The organism is Pseudoxanthomonas kaohsiungensis (assembly GCF_010211765.1).
In the GTDB taxonomy this organism is placed as follows: Bacteria; Pseudomonadota; Gammaproteobacteria; order Xanthomonadales; family Xanthomonadaceae; genus Pseudoxanthomonas; species Pseudoxanthomonas kaohsiungensis.
In genome coordinates this window covers 267326-284304 of record NZ_PDWO01000003.1, presented here as the reverse complement: position 1 = coordinate 284304, position 16979 = coordinate 267326, and the positions used below count along the sequence as shown (strand labels likewise).

The following is a 16979-nucleotide window of genomic DNA, read 5'->3' as shown; positions in this document are numbered from 1 at the left end:
CTCTACAAGTAGCGGCCAACTAGTCGATCAAGGAGTAGGCCCTTGCCAAGAGAATGTCAACAAGATCAGATGGTTGGGGCGCAGTCCGGCGTCCTTGGGAGCACACCTATGTGTGCACAACCGTTCTGACGAATGGGTTCGCAGATTTGATCAGACAAGGGGCGGAACAACCGTCCCTTCGTCTTGGATGGGTTGCCGTAATCGGCATCGTTTCTAGGTTGGGTGTGGTCTCCCCACATTCTCTTCCTCATGAAAAAGATTGCACTTCTCCTGGCTCTTGGCTTGATGGCCGGTGCCGCTCATGCACAAACCTTTAACCCGCAATTGGAGTCCTACGCTTGTGATGGAGCAAGCGCCACGGGATCCAGTTCCACGGCATGCGGTCCGTTCTCGGAAGCAAGTGGGAACGGATCGACTGCTTATGGTGACCAAGCCAGAGCAACCGACCAGGCTACGACCGCCACGGGCAACTATGCCGAAGCAACTGAGTCGGGAGCTACCGCTACGGGGGCTGAAACGGAGGCTAAGGGCGTCAATAGCACGGCCACCGGATTTGGTGCCAAGGGAACTGGATCGAACTCCACGGCAACAGGTACACAAACCAATGCTTCTGGCAACAGCGCCACGGCTACGGGTGTTGCGGCAGAGGCGACCGGAGATTATTCGAGCGCCACGGGTGCAACAGCAAACGCATCAGGACGTGCCGCCAACGCCACCGGCAACAACGCACGTGCTTCCGCTGACGGCACTAACGCCTACGGTTCTGCAAGCTCGGCATCTGCTGCGAATGCTTCTGCGTTTGGACATGGATCTAATGCAAGTCATGCCAACTCTGTGGCCATTGGCGCCAACACTCGAACAACGCAAGCAAACGAAGTCGCCATGGGAAATCGCAAGGTGACGCAAGTCGCCAACGGTTCAATCTCACAAGGTTCGACCGATGCAATCAATGGCGGCCAGTTGTGGGAAGCCCTGCAAGGGTTGGGCGGATCGAGCTTTGACGAAACCCTATGGAACGACCGCTGGGAGAATGTCAACAACCGCTTCGGCCAGGTCGATAAGCGCTTGAACGGATTAGGCGCGCAAATGGGTGCGATGAGCATGATGGCCGCCACCCCTGGCGAGGGAGGAATGACTGTCGGTGTGGGCTTCTCTGGCGGTGAAACGGCTCTCGCTTTGGGCTGGTCTCGCCGATTGAATGATCGAGCCAGCATTGCTGTAGGTGCCTCCTTCGGCGGTGGCAACAAGGCCGTCATCGGTGTTGGCCTTCGGATCGGAGGTCGCTAATGAAATTCGTCCTTCTCGCCCTCCTGCTACTACTGTCATTTGCATCTCACGCGGGTCAACTGTCTTCGGACTTCCGCGGCAAGGTCGTGGACTCTCACGGCCTGCCGTTAGCCGGTGCAATCATGCTCGTGGAACATGTCGAAACCGGCCGCATTACGCGGCACGTGGCCAACGCCAAGGGTCGATGGCATGCCATTGGCAAACGCTCGGATGGTACGTATCGAGTGTCCTGCTACGCTCCTAGGAGCGATGTTCCCGCAGTGCGCTTCGAGGGTCGCGTGGCCTTGGGTCAGACGCATCTTCGCAACTGCGTTATCGGCCAGGTCGGCGCACTTTCACCCGCGTGGCTGTCATCCTGGCAGTGGCGGCAAGCGCAGGGCGGGCGATACGTTCTGCATTGATCGGGTTCACGTAGGAAGCTGGGTCTCGACAACCTTCATGGGGCTTCTGTACGGGGGAAGCGGCGCTCAGGCGCCGTTTCCTTTTTGGGAATATGCGTATCTCTGGCGCGCGGTCGGGCTACGGACACTTTGCCGCGTCGGTCCAAGCCGCAAGGCTGGCGCCTGCTCCACTGTGTTTCGCCCGCGCGCGCAAGCGCTCGGGTGCGGCCCGGCCTGGTGGCCCCGGCGGCGGTCCTGCGCACGCCAATCCGGCGCGCCAGAGGAAACACCAATGAGAGTTCCCAAGCCGCTCACGACTGAGCAGAACCGCCTGATCGAGCAAGCCGAAACCCTCATGCGCTCCCGTATCCGGAGCGATGGCATGCAACTCTCTGATCCGTCCGCCGCAGGCTCGATGTTCCGCTACCGGCTGGCCAGTCACGATCGGGAAGTGCTTTCGATCGCCTTTCTCAACACGCGACATAAGGTCATCGCGGTGGAAGACCTGTTCGCCGGCACTCTGGATGCTTCGGAAGTGCACACGCGGGAAATCGCCAAGCGCGCTCTGGAACTGAACGCCGCGGCGATCATCATGGCTCACAACCACCCGTCGGGCTCGTTGGAACCCAGCGCCGCCGACAACGCAGTGACCACCCGCTGCAAACAAGCTCTCGCCCTCGTGGACATTCGTCTCCTGGACCACTTCGTGGTGTCCGCCGAAGGCTACACCTCGTTGGCCGCGCGTGGCTGGGTCTGACCCAGCCCTACGGGGTTGCCCGCAACGGCAACCCTTTCACAATGATTCGATGACCAAGGCACATCGCGCCCTGCTGGATCTCGTTCGAGAACGCACAGGGCCAACGCACCCCAACTACACGGCGCTTCTGCGAGCCAGGGACGATGTGCGGGCCATGGCCCACGTTCTGGGAGTGAAGGGCGTAGACCCGGACAGCTCGGACTTGGAAGGCTCAACGATCCTTCACCAGCCAGACGTGTCCTATGGCGTGGTCCAGCTGCTGTTGGCAGCAGGTGCCGACGCTGATGCACGCTGGTATGGCGGCCATGGCCGCACGCCACTGTACTTCGCCACTGTTCCGGGCGTACCGACGCTGCTGTATGAAGCTGGCGCTGATCTGGAACATCGCGATGTCAGCGGCCTGACGCCGCTGCTATTCAACATCCAGTACGGCGCCGTGGACATGGTGGACGAGTTGCTTGGGTTGGGGGCGGACGACGCCGTTCACGACGAGGTTGGACTGGATGTGTTCGACTACGCCAGCCGTGTGCCCACGCAAGCAATCGCTGAGCAGTTGGCCGCGATCTTGCAGCGCTATTGCGTCCAACGGGCGCAGACGCGAAGGGAAGGGCTCGTAGCCATCGCTCGACCCATATTGCGACAGTGCGAGCCGCAGCGTCGCTTGTAGTTTGTGCTTCGCTTCGCATTGTTCGCAGTGCCAGCTTCCGGATGGCACGGCGCTGCCTAATGTGGGAGTTCCTTCACTAGGAGTCCTCTTATGGAAGACGCAATCTCGCTGAGCGACGCCCTGGATGCGGCGCTTCGCTATCGAGTCGTTCGTACCCATGACGGGGTGGTGATCCAGCCAGGAACGGCCGATGACTATTTGCTGGATATCGAGCAGGCCGTGGAGAAGGTGCGGATTTCGTTGGAGCGGGGTGATCTGGTCATTACAGACGAAAGCTCCGAAGACGAATGAAGTATGCGGAGCTGGCGCAGCAGCAGGCGCAACTCCTTATTGACCTGATGGCGCAAGGAAAACCCTTCCTGCCGTTTTTGAAGCCGGGCGATCCCCGCACCGTGAACAACCTGCCGTACAACCCGACAACAGGGAAGGCGTATAGGGGCGGAAACCGGGTCATGTTGTGGATCGCCGCCATGGTCAATGGCTGGGAAGACAATCGCTGGGTGACCTTCAAGCAAGCGCAGGCGCTTGGCGCGTTCGTGAAGAGAGGATCGAATTCCATCCAGTTGCGTTACACGATCTATCCTGACGAGAATGAAGCCAAGTCTTCGCCAGTCCACGACCACGGGAATGTACCTGCTGTCAGAACCGAGACCGACAAGGTCAAGACATTCTTCTTCAACGTCTTCAATGCCTCCCAGGTAGAGGGGCTTCCACCGCCTCCGCCGCGTCCGGAGACAACTCCGGCGCAGCGGATCGAGCGGTGCGAGACCTTGCTGAAGGCCTCGGGCGTTCCGATTGTGTACGGAGCATCACAGCCCCACTACTCGCCGCGCTCCGACCAGATCGGATTACCTTACCCAGAACGGTTTGTGAGTCCAGAGGCCTTCTACAGTACAGCTTTGCATGAACTAGCCCACGCAACTGGCCACCCCACGCGATTGGATCGCGACCTGTCAGGTGCATTCGGTTCGGAGAGCTACGCACGCGAAGAGGTTATTGCAGAGACTTCGTCGCACATCATGGGCGTGGAGTTAGGGATTGGTCACGATCCGAGTCAGCACGCAGCGTACATCCATCACTGGATCAAGATCGCGAAGGAAGATCCGAACTTCCTGTATTCCGCTGCATCAGCGGCAGAGAAGGTGTGCGACTTCGTCGGGCTTGAACGCTTCCGGTTTGAACCGTTGCTGGACGAACCAGAAGTGGAGGTTGATCCTCGAACGGTGGACGTTCCTGCACTGGAACAGGCGTCGGTTCCTTCCCTGAACCACGTGCCAGGAATGGAAATGGCATAGGGCCTCCTGCGGATCGCGCCCGTCATCTTTCGACCGATCACGGATCGTCCCTGCGGGCTTGGTCGCTGGCCCAACGATCTGGTCAACGCTCTTCGAGGCGGGAATGCCTTCCGCCGGCGCTTGTCCTGTCAATGGTCGCTTCAGCGGCCCGTGTCCTCGACTGCGTCTGCGGGCCGCGCCAGCCGCTGGTGCTTCTTCCATTGACAGCGCGCCGCCTGCCGGCGGCCGGTCCCCATTCGGGAGCATCGCGGGGGCGTGTCCCCGTGTGGGAACCAAAAATGAGCTGGAAAGCCGTACTAACTGCCTACGACGCCCATTTGGCCGATGACGGCCGGATCGTGCGCAAGGGTAAGACCTTGGGCGTGGTGATCAAAGAGCAGAAGAACCGACTGCGGATCGAGTCGGTAGCGGGATCGCTACTGGCAAGCGGCCCCATCGAGCCACGAACCGTTGAGCGGTTCGTTGAGAGTTTCTGGTACTGGAAGAAGGAGTGCCACTGATGGCCACGTATCGATTCAATCTCCGGCTAGACCGGATCGTGCCTCACACCGCTACCGTCGAGGTGGAGGCCGACAACATCGCCGACGCGATCCAACAGGTACGCGCCGCTGGCGGCGATGGGGCCGTGTGGACGCCCGAGGGCAATGGCTACTGGGGCGATGACCTGGTGGTAGACGGCATGCACCGCGTCGAACCCGCGTTGGACTTCCAGGTGGTGGCTGACCCTATCGAGGAACTGGGGCTGGCGTGGTTCAAGCGTATGGAAGCCAAGCAGGTGACCCTATGAGGCACCGGAAAGGCCCTATCTCTCCTGGCTACGTGCGCCGGACGTCCCCTACGGCCTGCAGCGTCATGCCCTTCACTGGCTCCACCGCAGCAGACATGGAGCAGCTGCGGTTCTTGGCTCAGCAGTACGCCCGGCAGGTGCCGTTTGGTTCGGACTGGCCGGTGAACTTCTGGGCGGACCGCATCGGCTTTGACGCTGGCGACCACGCCGCCCGTTGCTGGCTCGATGGCTACATTCAGCGGTTCACCCATCCGGCCATGCACGCCGGCAACAACACGAAGCACTGAACGATCATGAGCAAAGACGACGAGAAGAAGATTGTTTCCTTGGGCCAGAAGCGGATGGAAGCGTTCTGGGGCAAGCCCATTTCCATCTACACGCGCGCCCAGGCGCTGGCCGATGGCGTGCTGGTAGACCTCACTGAAACCGCCCGCAAGTACGGCTTCAAGATCCCCCTTGCTTGCACGGAAACGGTCTGGCGTTCACTGGACTGGCCGGTGGGCCACAAGCCCGGCAATGGACAGTCCACCGAAGGTCGCGTCCACGATGTGCTGATGATGGCGCGACTGGCAGCCAATGGCGCGGCCAAGGCCGGCGCGTCTGTGGCGGACTTCGATGTGCTGGTGGTGCCGGTCGAAGGAGAAGGCATCGTTCCCGAGACGGTTCGCTTGCGGCTGATGGTGTCTGGTGGCGACAACGGCGAGCCCGTGCTGACCTTGATGTATCCCGGAGAAGAATGATCCGCTGCCTGTAATGGCTCGCAGAAGCAGGGCTTGCCGGGAAGGGCAAGCCCATTAGCTTGGGATATTCCCTAGAAGGACTTCCCATGCGCGCTGTCATCCTCCTTTCCCTGCTTCTCATCGCCCCCATCGCCAGCGTTTCGGCGGGGGAGCAGTCTGCTCGTTCCTACCAGGCCCACGAAGCACAGACCGCCCAGCAAGTCCGGGTGGCGCGTGTCCTCCATGTTCGTGAGGTTCGTATCCAAGCCAAGAAGACCCCCACGGGTACCGTGGTGGGTGCCGCTGTGGGCTATGCCGCTGCCGACCAGATCAACGACCGCCGCACCGCACGTGTCGTCAGCAGTGTGCTGGGTGGGGCGACCGGTCGCGCCATCCAGGGCAAGTTCTACCGCCGTGGTCTGGAGATCTATGTCCAGGAGTCGAGCGGTAAAACGTGGGCCATCGTTCAAGAAGCCGATGTGCCGGTACAGGTGGGCGATGTGGTGGCATTGGTTGGAGCACGGCGAAGCCTACGCGTCGTGCCTTTGAACTAGAAGCAGCAGAGCCGCCGAAAGGCGGCTTTTCTGTATCCACTCGCAGGCCAAGGGGTTGCCGAAATCGGCCATGAACCTAGGTTGGTAGAAACCTCCCCGAGAACCTGCCCATGTCCCGCTTCTCCATTCCTGACTACGACCGCGAACAGACCAAGAAGCTGCATGAAGTGATTTCCTCCGGCAAGCCGCGCAAGCTGCAGTCGTTCTTGAAGAAGCACAACGGCTCCATCATCTTCGACGACGCCGTGTATGTCGATGGAACGGCTTACGACCTGGCCAAGGCCCACATGCCCAAGCAGATTGCCAGGCTGGACGCACACATGCGCAAGCACTTCTATGGATGAGCGAACTGTTCGGCGGATTGTCGATATGCGGAAGCGACAGCGGCGCTCCCTTCGTGAGATTGCCGAGAGCGTCGGCCTGTCTAGGGAAAGAGTCCGGCAAGTGCTGATTGAGCGGGGCGTATCGCCCCAGCAACCTTCACCGGAAAACAACCGGAAGAAACGGCTGCAGTTGACAGAAGAACAACTGCGCCAGCGGTATGGATGCACATCGGAGGAGCTGGACCACATTCAAGGCAACCGGATCATGGAGGACCGGGCATCGCCCGTGGGCCTGTACCGCACGCAGCGGAATAGGTCTTTGTGGTTGAAGCGAGGCTGGGCATTCACACTGCCCACGTGGTGGGCTCTATGGAAAGCGCATTGGCCCAACCGCAATCGCGGCAACCTGGTCATGGTGCCATTGAACACTGCCCAGCCCATCGGTCCAGGCAATGCCCAGATCATCACGCGTTCGGAGGTCATGAAGCAGTGGCACGCCAGGAAGTGACGTTGGAGGACTGAACAACAAGCCGCCGCCTGGCGGCTTTTCTGTATCCGCTCGCAGCAACAGGGGTTGCCGAGATCGGCTTAGCTGATTGCATGGATATCAAGTGATATCCGCTGATATCACCCGATATCAAAGGACTTCCCCATGTGCACCAAGAAAACGAACGCGAACCTATACCTGTACTCCTTCCTGGGCTTGCTGTTCGGCCTGGCTGCTTCCGTGGACGTGGGGTCGCTGGCCCAGCGTGCCGTGGACAACCAGACAAGCTACATCCAGAAGTCCACTCGGAGCCTGGACTGATGGTCCACGTGTCCGTCGTGTCTCCCAAGGGTGGAGTAGGTAAGACCATGCTGGCGTTGCAGCTGGCCGCTTCCTACGCCCGCGACGGGTTGCGCACGTGCCTGGTCGATCATGACCCACAGGGGTCTGTGTTGGTGTTCGGCAAGATTGCGCAGCGGGCTGGGATTGAGCTGCCGTTCGTACCCACCAATGCCCGAGTGAGTGGGTTTGACGTGTACATCCACGATCACCCGCCCGGGCTGGAAGAGGCTTATCCCTCGCGCATTGCTGTCGTCCCGACGCTGCTGGATCCGCCATCTTTCCTGATCCACCGCCGGGGGCTGCGCCACCTGGAAGAGCGTGGACTGGTCGTGGTGCCTGTTGCCTGCCGGTACCGATCGGACCGCAAGCAACAGCGCGACCTGGTGGCCGCTCACTTTCTCGACCGCCCCGTGGTGAAGGACCGGGACGTGTACCCGACCTGCTACGGCCGAGGCCTGACGGTCGTGGACGCGCGGGGAATTCCTCACCTGTCCAAGGCCCAGAACGAAATCGCTCTACTGCGGGCAGCAGTGGATGCAGCAATCGCCCTGACGAACAAACCCCATGAATGAGCTACAGACAGCAAGGAACCATCCTATGACCCGAGCCCTGATCTGCCGCTCAAACGGCGAGCTGGAAGAAATCGACCTGAGGACAGCTACTCCCGAAGAGCAGGCACTGGCCATTCGCGACCACCGGGAGCTGGAACTTGTATTGATCCTGATCCGATCAATTCGCACTGTGGGGGAGGCCGCACGTGAGCTGGAATGACCTAGACGCCGACGACCTAGCCAAGGTCTCGTTCACCACGCAAGCCGAGGGTGTACGCATCCAGCGTGAGCCTGGTCCGCCGAAAATCTACGTGGAAGCCAGTACCGAGCTGGATACCAAGCCCATGCTGCTGCGCACGTCCAAGGCGCTTTATGATCGATTGGAACGGGTGGTCAATGGGAATCGAAGCGTGGCGCTGCAGGCCTTGATCGAAGAGGCGCTGGACCGTTTGGAGTCCGGGCACGAATGCTGGCGCGTGATAGCACGCGATATCGGCTGATATCCGCGGATATCAAGATCAAGAGCATGGATCTGGAACTAGGCCTTAGCCCTTGCTCCGCACTTGGGTTGTAAGTGCTGAATAACCCACGGACACAATCGCTCCACACGAAGCCCCGAACCGGGGCTTTTTCTTTTCGCGTTGTTCGTAGCGTTTCGCAGTTCTGAGGGGTTGACAGCTTGCCGAAATCGGCTTTCTCCACATACTGGATATAGGCAATCGAAAGCATAAAACCCCATAAAACAAGGGGTTCAAGCATAGAAAGCCACCCATCACAACCGGAGCCAAGCCATGAGCATCTTTGACCGTATTGCCCACTCCCAAGAACACAGCTTCATTGCCCTGCGTACCAATGGCTTGTTGGCCATGGCCCTCACCGGACTGGCTGTTCTGACCGCCACCATCCTGCCTGCCATCGTCGCCTGATCGGAGACCGCACATGACAATTTCAGTTATCCGCCCTTTCTCCAACGAAGACGCAGCCGCTGTTGAGAAGGCAGCCGCACGCTTCTGCACGCGCCACGGTATTCAACGAGACGCTGATAGTTCCGACCACCTGAGCGTTCGAGTGCACCTTCTTGACGCATCCGACACCCATCTGGGGCAGTTGTGGCAGGCCTGCTTCTGCCGAGCCGTTGGCCTTCCCTACGACAGTCGGCTGACGGTGGCTTTCGGGCATCTGGGCTTCCAAATCGATTGACCCATTCCTGCCCTGCATCGGCTTAACAAACTTCCCTACCTCCCCCAATCGAGACTTCCCCATGAATATCACTGAACAATCCCTTGTTGCCGGCATCGCCCTGGCCATCTCTGGCGCCGTCATCTGGCTGGGCTCCGCAGCCTTCGACCAAGTAGAGGCCAATACCACCTACTTCGAGCAAATGGCTGACATGGAACGGCAGCCAGTCGTTCTGGCAGAGGTAGCCCGCATCGAAGCGGAACGCAGGCAGCGGCAGGCCGACGAGCACATCGCCCACGCCAAGTAAGGCCTCCAATGCGCATCCTTGAACACCACACCGATCCTGTTTCCGGACACACCTACGCTGTCATAGTGAACCCGGTTGCCGACACCGCACTACCCACGCTGCGCTACCGCCTCATTCGGGCGATCTCCCCGAACTGGGTCCAAGAGGTCAACACAACGCGGTCGGTCTCGCGAACATCCGATATTGCGATCTATGAAGAGTTCGATTGCCTGGGAGAGTGGAAAGACCATCCCAGGTATGTGAGGCGGGTGAACGAGTTCAAGGAGGAAGCCTATCGGCTCGCTACTGTCCTCATCCCCAGGATCCAGAAATGAACTTCAATCCAACCTACTTCTCTTGCCTGCAGCAGGCCATCGAACATGGCTCGCTTCCCCGACTGGAAGAGGCCATGGCCTCCATCTATGAGGACTACCTGAAACGCACGGGCCAACAGCGCCAGCACATCGAGTACAACCTGCACTCGTTGCCGGATACGTACAGTGTCGTGGTGGACGCCAGGGGCGAAGACGACATCACCGCGCTCATGCTGGCCTGCCTGCTGTATCAAGAGAAGGTAAAGCGGGGCGACAGAGCGGGTGCACTGGCCCAGAACACCATCGCGAGGTGGCTACTGGAACATGATGCAAGCGTCGGCGCGGAGGGTTGCAGGCCGATGGTCAGAGCCGTAGACCGCAACACCGGCAAGACGGTGTATGTCCGAGGCCGGGGCAAGAACCTGCTGGAAGCCGTGGGCTGGTCGGCGCTCCCTCCCAGCGTCCAGCAACACATGCAGCCTGGGCGCTTCCAGCGAGAAGCCCGGCGCCAGGACTCCCGGCTGGCGGTCGCGGCCTGATTTGTCCGTCCCACTGGCCTGGTGCCACAATCGGGCCGATAGGGGAACCTGAACAGCCATGCCATCGAAAGCCAGCCTGACCTTCGACCACGCCATCCAGGACGCGGTTGATCTGATCAACCACTTCGACAAACTCAACGCCGTCCCGTCGCCACCAGAGAATGAAGTCCTCAAGCGAGCCAGCTTGGTCATGGCCTTGGCCGCGCTCGAAACGTATTTCGAGGACCGGCTGGTTGAGGCAGTAGAAGCAGTTACAGGAACGGGGGACGGGCAGCTATCCCAGTTCATGCGCGATAGCCTGGCCAACGACCTGAAGTATTTCCACACCCCCTCGACCGACCGTGTTCGACCACTATTCCAGAAGTACCTGGGCGTGGACATCACCGAGTCTTGGAAGTGGAACATGATGGAGTCGAGCGCCGCGCGGAACGAACTAAACCGGCTGGCGAAGAAGCGTGGGGACATCGCGCACCGCTCGGGGCGTCCCCAGAGTGGCGCGCCCGGCAAGCACGCAGTCACCCGCGACGACCTGCGCCGCCACATTCATTTCATCCGTCAGCTGGTCGTGGCCACGGACGCGGCGCTGGCCCGGGCGGGCTAAGTCAGGCGCCCTTCTACCATCCGGCCTTCTTCATCTTGTCGAGTGCCTCGAGGATGGACTGCAGGTTAGTCAATGCGTCCGCGAAGCCGTCGGCAGCGTCAGCTGAGCCCGTTCCTTCAATCACCGCCTTGCTCAATGCTTGCTGCGACGAGGCCAGCTTGGGAAGTACCTCGCAATCAACATCGATGGAAATTAGACCATCCGCCCGGGCCATAGCATCTGCGGCATCGGCAGCGGAACGCAAGACGGCCTCATTCTGCACAGCTGAAAGTGCGCCGGTCCCAGTCTGGGGGTGGAGAAGCTTGGCAGCCGTGTAGTGGATGAAGGCCTGACGAACGGCCGTGGCCCTGGCTTGAGCTGTCAGCAGCGAAAGTCGACCGTGAGGTTGCCCAAAGCCGAGTGTCATGTCGTTCCCTAGCTGGTTAGCCAGGTTTTCACCGGTAGCAGGTGGGTCATGGGCCTTGCCAGCAGGATCCATGAACGCCTTTTGAGCGTGGCATGCTTGCGGCGGAACATCGGCCAGCGGGTTTCTACCGGCGATCGTTTCGGCAATAGGATCCAGGTTGGGTTCAGTCGCAAGGTAGGCGTGGGCTAGTTCGAAGTCTGGCTGCGCCACTTTCTGTGTGTAATCCCTGACAATTGAGGCGCGCTTCGTCTGTTCGGCCAAGGTCATCCCTGTGCGCAGAAAGTTGATGAGCGTGAGGTAGGTGTCAAGACCCATGCCCATGGATTGGTAACTTCTGTCCCCGGGAATTCTATCCGCGCTACTACTAAGGTCGTGGGCGACTATGGCTCTGCATCGGCGTACAGAAAGATGCGATGCAACCTTGGCCTTCTTCTGAGCCTCATCGAAGGCCGTCATCGCCTGGGCGCGATCCTGCGGGAGATCTTCTCTCGCGGCACTGGATCGATTCATGGACGCGACCAAGGCTGAGAAGCTGGTATCCGGAGGTGCCGTTGCCAGGTTGTCGAGCTCGGTCAGCCGCCGACGATAAGTCCCAATAGCTTGTCCAACCGAGAACTCGGCCATGTCACCGTCGCAGGCGAATACCAAGAACTCATTCCTGGCTGTTTCGTCCGGGGGAGTGAATGCCATGAGTGCCGAAACACGACGATCACGAACTGCTGATCCAGCAAGCTGTTCGAGCCCGGTCGTTGTCGCCCCTAGCTTCTTGGACATCACTGCCTGATTTCGAAGAACCTGCTTGTTCGCACACCCCACAGTAAGGCCGAGCGCGAACAGTACAGCTACACCACGAACACACGCCATGACGCGCCTCCGGTGTTCTCTTAGACAATGTCCCCCACGACCATGGAAAACGGCGGCTTGGCGCGGGGCGGGCCACCGTTCATCGGATACCGGCAGGGGAGTAGCCCAAGGCTGCGTTCAACCGCCGGCTGGCCTGTCCGTACCTGGCCAGCACTTCCGCCTCCATCTCCGGGTCCGTCGGGAAAGCCTTCCGCTGGCGACGTGCTGACAGCATGGCCTCCATGGCGGCGTTGGCTTCCTCATACTCCCGCTCGGCCTCTGCGCGCTCCTGGGCGGCCTTCCTTCGTGCGGCCAGTCGTCGCATACGTTCGGTGCTGGGCTTGACGGGGCGCGCTTTCAGCACTGGTGGTGGCGCACTCGCGCCGCCGGCTTTCCCCCGGCGCAGCTCACTGACGCTGGCCGAAGTCAGCCACCAGTGGTCGAGGAAATCGCGCAGCTCGGTGCGGCGACCCACACCCACGACCCGAGCGTTGGCGTCGATCATTTGCCACACGACACGGCGGAAATTGTCGTCAGTCAGCAGGTAGACGACCCGCCGCTTCTCGCGTGCCAGGGGCTTACCTGCCATCCCGGCGAGCAGGTTCGCCAGCCCCTTGGACAGCCTGTCGCCGTAGCGGCTGGATACCCCCAGCATGCAAATCCCGTCGTCGGCTTGGGCGGCGTAGACCCGCGAGCGCGGCATCGCGTGGCGGGCTCGCAGTGCTTCCCGATAAGCAGGCAGCGACACGGACGAGGGCAGTGGCACGAGATGGTTGTGCGACAGCAGGAGGGTGCGGGCGCGTTGCTCGCGCAAGCATTCAGGAAGTTCAGCGACGGTCAGAAGGTCGGAGGACGCGCGGGACTGCTGGCATCGGCGACAGCACACGAATGCGTTCTCGATAGTCAGTGGCCCGCCCAGGAAGGGGTGGACGCATGTGGCAATGACGGGCGCGGAGAACGATCGCGGAACATCGCGGATGTAGGGCTGGCGACACAGAGGGCAGTGTTCACCTGCAGCTTCAAGGACACGGCGGCGAGCGTAGAGGGGCAGGGTGGCACTGTGCGGAACATCGAGTGAGTCGATGGCGTTCTGGAAGTCGGCGAGCGTCAGGGTAGGGCAGGCGGGCGTCATTGGTTGGGGGAAGAGTGGCGCTGCATTGAGTGTGGCGCGGCTTGCGATGTTGGCAAGAGCAGCGCACGCAACGGCACGACGATTGCGAGCGTGGAGTGCGTGGGGCGCACTGAGCGCGAAGGGCAACGGCACGAACTCATTGGCGAGAAGCGGGCGGCTGACGACTGTTTGCGTGGCGGTCGAAAGAGCGACGACGCGAGCGCAAAGCAGCTGGTCAGCGCATGGACAACACGCTCCTTGCGGATTTGACGGCCCTAATGGAAAGAGCACCGAAATGCCGTGCAAGCCGTTGAGCCGCCAGCCTTTCGGCACCTAATGGTCTTCCATTAGGTTTCTGGCGAAAAACAGTGCGAAACCGCTTTGCTGTTGCGTTCGCAGTTCCATTAGTGGGGTCTTGCCAGCGTGCGTTTCCTTCATAGCTTGGATGGAGTCGATATCCAACTATGTGAGCGAACGAACGTGGCAGGAAAAACAATCTCCGTGTGGTTGAAGAGCGATGAGGCCGAGCGCTTCCAAAGCGCAGCCGACGAACGCGCCATGTCACTCGCCGCGTTCCTGAAACGCTCAGCCGATGCAGCCTTGGACACACCCGATCCACGCGCCGAACTGCGCACCTTTTCCACCGAACTACGAGCCGACGCGCGCGCCGACCTGCGAGGCGAGGCGGCCAAGGTTGCCGAGGCCGTCGCCCTCATCGCAGAGCGCCAAGAAGAAATTCGCGGGCTTTTCCATCGCTTCCTCAACGACTTGAACGAGCAGCAGATCAATGCCGTGAAAGTCGCGGTCGAGGTCGGCCGGCAGCACGGCCAGGCCGAAGCCATGCAAGCGATGGGCGCCAAACCCTCATACCGATCCAGTCCACCTCCGCCGCTTGGCTGAGCCATCTCCCCCCGCCACAAGGAACTGCCCACATGAAAAGCCTGATCGTTTCCCTCTCCGTTGTAGCCATGCTGGCAGCATCCGCTGCTCCGGTCGTGGCCCAGGACGCAACCCCCGCTACAACTGAAACGGCCAAGCCCGACAAGCCCAAAGCCGACAAGAAGCGCTTGTGGAAAGCGGGTGGGCTTGGCTGCCTGACCGGCGGCGCCGTCGCTTTGCTGTCGGGAAAGAAAGACAAAGCAATCGCCGCATGTGCGGTGGGTGCTGCCGTCGGCTCGGTGGCTTCTTACAAGAAGCAGATGGATGAAGCTCGCGAACTGGCCGCCCAGGCGCAAGCCGCCGGCATGACGGCCACCATCGCAACCAAAGAGGCCACCGCCCAGTCGGGCGAGAAAGTCGAGGCTGTCGACAGCGTGTCTATCGCTTACGACCCGTCCAGCATGTCCGCCCGCGATCCACAGACGGTCGCCGTGCTCGACAAGATCTCTGCATTGGCGAAGCGCTCCAAGGAGCCGCTGACCATCATCGCCGAAGGCCGCGACATGCACGCCTGTCAGATCCCCCTGGCTGAGCTGTCAGCCCGCGACACCTTCCCGCCGGCCAAGGCCATCGACAAGTGCGGCCAGGGCAAGTCGCAGCTGGTCATCACCCCAGTGCCCGACCTGACCTAACCACCACGGGCAGGCCTCGTTGCCGAGGCCGTCCATTTCGCGAGGACTTCCCCATGCACAACACCAGCATCCAACTCACGGCACATCCGGCTCCCTTCGAGTGCCTGACTGCCGAAGACATCCGGGTGTTCTTCTTGGAGCAGCCCATGCAACTGCCGGCCGAGCTGGCTCCGTTTCTGGGCTACACGTCTCAGGAGTTGGACCTTCTCTATGCAGACGTGGCCGCGGATCCGACCTTCGCGGGCGGCGTTAGCGAGGAGCGCTAACGGCCATGGACGACCTGTTCTCCGACCTAGACGACTTTCCGGTTCCTCCCACACCGCCGGCACGCCCAGCGGTTCCGAATCTGGCCGATGGTTTGCGTAGCGCTGGTCTACTTTCGCACCCGCCGTCGGTAGATCCAGAGTCGGACTCTGTCATAGAGCCCGAGGACGACGAGGTGGTGGAGGCTGTACTTGAGCCCGAGCCGGTACCTGTGTACGAACCTGCCGTAGAGGACGTGTACGTCCCCGCGGTATCGGAGGAAGCGTCCCAACTCTTCACCGACGCAGAAGTCATGGCTGCGGGCAAGCTTTCCCCGGTGCCGGAAGTAGAGGTTGAAGTTGCATCGGAAGTAGTGCCCGAACCCGAACTGCAGCCAGAGCCTGAGCCGGTGGCAAAGTCCGCACCTCCAGTGGCCACCGCGTCGCACACCGTTGAAGCGTTGCCTGAGGCTAGCTCTCGTTCTGCTCCCGGCAGACGTTGGTACTGGGTAGGCGGCGCGCCCGTGTTGGCAGTGAGCGTCATTGGATGGCTGGTGTACGGCTCTAGTAACAAGGAGTCGTTGCTCACGCCGGTGCCGGTGCCCGCCCAGGCACTGGAACCAGTGGCCGATGAAGCACCGGTTGTTCCTTTGGTGGTGGAGCCGGATGCGCCCGCACCCGTCGAAGTCCCGGGCGCCCCGGTCATGCCAGCAGCGCCGATCGCGGAGACCAAGGAAGTGCCAGCACCGGCCCCCGAGCCCACGCCAGCCGCCCCGGCCAAACCTACGCTGAAACCGGTGGCGAAGAAGCCGCAGAGCACGAAGCCCGCTGTCCAGCCTGCGCCCAAGCCCACGTGGCAGGACGACGCATTGGACAAGTTGGACGATTTAGAAAAGCGCCTATGAACTCGCAAGTTCAGGGGTTGCCGAAATCGGCCTCCGCATTAGCTTGAAATCATTCCCCCAACTTCCCCCATCGCATGATCCTTCGACTTCTCTTTCCTCATCTGCGGCGCAGCAAGCCCGGCAAGTTCTTTGCCTCCCATCTGCTGACCTTCTACGGTCAACTGTGCATCGGTGGCCCCAAGGTGGATGACCTTCCCAAGCAAGCGCCCATCGAAGTGCGCGAGCGGATCGTGGGTACGTGGTTCGACCACAGCGAAGACCGTCTGCCTGAGAAGCGGTTGGAAAAATGGGAAGTGGGCCAGCTGAAAGCAGCCCAGCTGCGGGACGAAGAAGAGAAGTGGGCTGCCGTGCGGGCATTCCTGTACTCGGTCTGCCTGGTCCTGGTGCTGTATGGATTGGGGGCAGGCGTCAACAAAGCAGCGTCGGGTGTTGAAGCAAGGTGGGCCAAGCACAAGGCCGAAGCCGCAGCCGAGGAGGCACGCGAGTACGCGGCCAAGCGAGACACGCTGATGAAGGAGTGGGCTGCCGACATCGCTGGCTACTCCACCCGGAAGTGCATTGACGAGGTTTCGGATCTGCGTGACCGCAAGACCGACCAGAAGCGCGACCGCTATACGGCCCTGCAACAGGGCTGTGCGGACAAGCGGGCCGACATCGAGAAGCTGGCCAAGACCTGGTCGCTGGACGACTGCACCAAGGCCGGTGTCCAGCTCAACAAGGTACTTGCCGACGGTGGAACTCACACCTGGGTCGATGAGCTGATTTTCCGCGGCCACTGCTACCCCACTTACGGCGATGCGCTTAAAGAGCGCCTGAAATAAGGACTTCCCCCA

The 16979-nt window shown here is 61.0% G+C and carries 29 protein-coding genes and 1 pseudogene; 28 read left to right on the top strand and 2 right to left on the bottom strand.

Going from position 1 to position 16979, the window contains the following annotated elements; all coding sequences use genetic code 11:
- Positions 1-249: 249 nt before the first annotated feature.
- The 23 genes and pseudogenes from CSC66_RS05640 to CSC66_RS05540 all read left to right on the top strand — a co-directional run bounded on the left by CSC66_RS05640 (position 250) and on the right by CSC66_RS05540 (position 11068).
- Positions 250-1287, top strand: a complete 1038-nt coding sequence (locus tag CSC66_RS05640; RefSeq protein ID WP_162376411.1) for a YadA-like family protein — start codon at positions 250-252, stop codon at positions 1285-1287.
- A gap of 672 nt (positions 1288-1959) precedes the next feature.
- The gene (locus tag CSC66_RS05635; protein WP_162376410.1) at positions 1960-2424 is read left to right on the top strand and encodes a JAB domain-containing protein; all 465 of its coding nucleotides are present in this window, start codon (positions 1960-1962) and stop codon (positions 2422-2424) included.
- A gap of 49 nt (positions 2425-2473) precedes the next feature.
- Complete coding sequence (locus tag CSC66_RS05630) at positions 2474-3091, top strand: ankyrin repeat domain-containing protein (protein WP_162376409.1); 618 nt, start codon at positions 2474-2476, stop codon at positions 3089-3091.
- Between the two features lie 90 nt (positions 3092-3181).
- A complete protein-coding gene (locus CSC66_RS05625; RefSeq protein ID WP_162376408.1) occupies positions 3182-3382 on the top strand; it encodes a hypothetical protein in 201 nt (66 codons plus the stop codon).
- Positions 3379-4386, top strand: a complete 1008-nt coding sequence (locus CSC66_RS05620) for an ArdC family protein (RefSeq protein ID WP_162376407.1) — start codon at positions 3379-3381, stop codon at positions 4384-4386. Before CSC66_RS05625 ends, CSC66_RS05620 begins: the two co-directional genes overlap by 4 nt.
- A 278-nt stretch (positions 4387-4664) precedes the next feature.
- Complete coding sequence (locus CSC66_RS05615) at positions 4665-4886, top strand: hypothetical protein (RefSeq protein ID WP_162376406.1); 222 nt, start codon at positions 4665-4667, stop codon at positions 4884-4886.
- Entirely contained in the window at positions 4886-5173 is a 288-nt protein-coding gene (locus tag CSC66_RS05610) for a hypothetical protein (protein WP_162376405.1), read from the top strand. Before CSC66_RS05615 ends, CSC66_RS05610 begins: the two co-directional genes overlap by 1 nt.
- A gap of 95 nt (positions 5174-5268) precedes the next feature.
- Positions 5269-5460 carry a hypothetical protein gene (locus tag CSC66_RS05605; protein ID WP_162376404.1) on the top strand — a complete coding sequence of 64 codons (192 nt, stop codon included), beginning with the start codon at positions 5269-5271 and terminating at the stop codon, positions 5458-5460.
- 6 nt (positions 5461-5466) lie between these two features.
- Positions 5467-5913 (top strand): DUF6573 family protein, encoded by a 447-nt coding sequence (locus tag CSC66_RS05600; protein ID WP_162376403.1) that lies wholly within the window; start codon positions 5467-5469, stop codon positions 5911-5913.
- A gap of 86 nt (positions 5914-5999) precedes the next feature.
- Positions 6000-6446 (top strand): outer membrane lipoprotein, encoded by a 447-nt coding sequence (locus tag CSC66_RS05595; protein ID WP_162376402.1) that lies wholly within the window; start codon positions 6000-6002, stop codon positions 6444-6446.
- A gap of 110 nt (positions 6447-6556) precedes the next feature.
- On the top strand, positions 6557-6790 hold the full coding sequence (locus CSC66_RS05590; protein ID WP_162376401.1) for a hypothetical protein: 234 nt from the start codon (positions 6557-6559) through the stop codon (positions 6788-6790).
- Positions 6702-6881: pseudogene (locus CSC66_RS17795) on the top strand (hypothetical protein); the annotation flags it as partial. The gene CSC66_RS05590 and the pseudogene CSC66_RS17795, both read left to right, overlap by 89 nt.
- A 9-nt stretch (positions 6882-6890) precedes the next feature.
- Positions 6891-7277 (top strand): hypothetical protein, encoded by a 387-nt coding sequence (locus CSC66_RS05585; protein ID WP_238394289.1) that lies wholly within the window; start codon positions 6891-6893, stop codon positions 7275-7277.
- A gap of 144 nt (positions 7278-7421) precedes the next feature.
- Positions 7422-7577 (top strand): hypothetical protein, encoded by a 156-nt coding sequence (locus CSC66_RS05580; protein WP_162376399.1) that lies wholly within the window; start codon positions 7422-7424, stop codon positions 7575-7577.
- Positions 7577-8170: a ParA family protein gene (locus CSC66_RS05575; RefSeq protein WP_274381856.1), complete on the top strand. Its 594-nt coding sequence runs from the start codon at positions 7577-7579 to the stop codon at positions 8168-8170. The genes CSC66_RS05580 and CSC66_RS05575 overlap by 1 nt, the downstream gene beginning before the upstream one ends.
- A 25-nt stretch (positions 8171-8195) precedes the next feature.
- Positions 8196-8369, top strand: a complete 174-nt coding sequence (locus CSC66_RS05570; protein WP_162376397.1) for a hypothetical protein — start codon at positions 8196-8198, stop codon at positions 8367-8369.
- Positions 8356-8649 carry a hypothetical protein gene (locus CSC66_RS05565; protein WP_162376396.1) on the top strand — a complete coding sequence of 98 codons (294 nt, stop codon included), beginning with the start codon at positions 8356-8358 and terminating at the stop codon, positions 8647-8649. Before CSC66_RS05570 ends, CSC66_RS05565 begins: the two co-directional genes overlap by 14 nt.
- Before the next feature lie 291 nt (positions 8650-8940).
- Entirely contained in the window at positions 8941-9075 is a 135-nt protein-coding gene (locus CSC66_RS17690; protein WP_274381855.1) for a hypothetical protein, read from the top strand.
- Positions 9076-9088: 13 nt separating this feature from the next.
- Entirely contained in the window at positions 9089-9349 is a 261-nt protein-coding gene (locus tag CSC66_RS05560; RefSeq protein WP_162376395.1) for a hypothetical protein, read from the top strand.
- Between the two features lie 61 nt (positions 9350-9410).
- Positions 9411-9635 (top strand): hypothetical protein, encoded by a 225-nt coding sequence (locus CSC66_RS05555; RefSeq protein WP_162376394.1) that lies wholly within the window; start codon positions 9411-9413, stop codon positions 9633-9635.
- A gap of 8 nt (positions 9636-9643) precedes the next feature.
- Complete coding sequence (locus CSC66_RS05550; protein WP_162376393.1) at positions 9644-9949, top strand: hypothetical protein; 306 nt, start codon at positions 9644-9646, stop codon at positions 9947-9949.
- Positions 9946-10467, top strand: coding sequence for a hypothetical protein (locus CSC66_RS05545; protein ID WP_162376392.1), 522 nt, complete (start codon positions 9946-9948; stop codon positions 10465-10467). The genes CSC66_RS05550 and CSC66_RS05545 overlap by 4 nt, the downstream gene beginning before the upstream one ends.
- A 58-nt stretch (positions 10468-10525) precedes the next feature.
- The gene (locus CSC66_RS05540; RefSeq protein ID WP_162376391.1) at positions 10526-11068 is read left to right on the top strand and encodes a HEPN domain-containing protein; all 543 of its coding nucleotides are present in this window, start codon (positions 10526-10528) and stop codon (positions 11066-11068) included.
- 13 nt (positions 11069-11081) lie between these two features.
- Here CSC66_RS05540 and CSC66_RS05535 read toward each other — a convergent pair whose 3' ends face one another.
- Positions 11082-12248: a hypothetical protein gene (locus tag CSC66_RS05535; RefSeq protein WP_162376390.1), complete on the bottom strand. Its 1167-nt coding sequence runs from the start codon at positions 12246-12248 to the stop codon at positions 11082-11084.
- Between the two features lie 169 nt (positions 12249-12417).
- On the bottom strand, positions 12418-13761 hold the full coding sequence (locus CSC66_RS05530; RefSeq protein ID WP_162376389.1) for a hypothetical protein: 1344 nt from the start codon (positions 13759-13761) through the stop codon (positions 12418-12420).
- Positions 13762-13929: 168 nt separating this feature from the next.
- Between CSC66_RS05530 and CSC66_RS05525 the strand changes: the two genes are divergently transcribed.
- The 5 genes from CSC66_RS05525 to CSC66_RS05505 all read left to right on the top strand — a co-directional run bounded on the left by CSC66_RS05525 (position 13930) and on the right by CSC66_RS05505 (position 16967).
- Positions 13930-14328 carry a hypothetical protein gene (locus CSC66_RS05525; RefSeq protein ID WP_162376388.1) on the top strand — a complete coding sequence of 133 codons (399 nt, stop codon included), beginning with the start codon at positions 13930-13932 and terminating at the stop codon, positions 14326-14328.
- A gap of 32 nt (positions 14329-14360) precedes the next feature.
- Positions 14361-14999 carry a hypothetical protein gene (locus CSC66_RS05520; protein WP_162376387.1) on the top strand — a complete coding sequence of 213 codons (639 nt, stop codon included), beginning with the start codon at positions 14361-14363 and terminating at the stop codon, positions 14997-14999.
- Positions 15000-15052: 53 nt separating this feature from the next.
- Positions 15053-15265: a hypothetical protein gene (locus CSC66_RS05515; RefSeq protein WP_162376386.1), complete on the top strand. Its 213-nt coding sequence runs from the start codon at positions 15053-15055 to the stop codon at positions 15263-15265.
- 5 nt (positions 15266-15270) lie between these two features.
- A complete protein-coding gene (locus CSC66_RS05510; RefSeq protein ID WP_162376385.1) occupies positions 15271-16146 on the top strand; it encodes a hypothetical protein in 876 nt (291 codons plus the stop codon).
- A gap of 74 nt (positions 16147-16220) precedes the next feature.
- The gene (locus CSC66_RS05505) at positions 16221-16967 is read left to right on the top strand and encodes a hypothetical protein (protein WP_162376384.1); all 747 of its coding nucleotides are present in this window, start codon (positions 16221-16223) and stop codon (positions 16965-16967) included.
- Positions 16968-16979 lie beyond the last annotated feature (12 nt).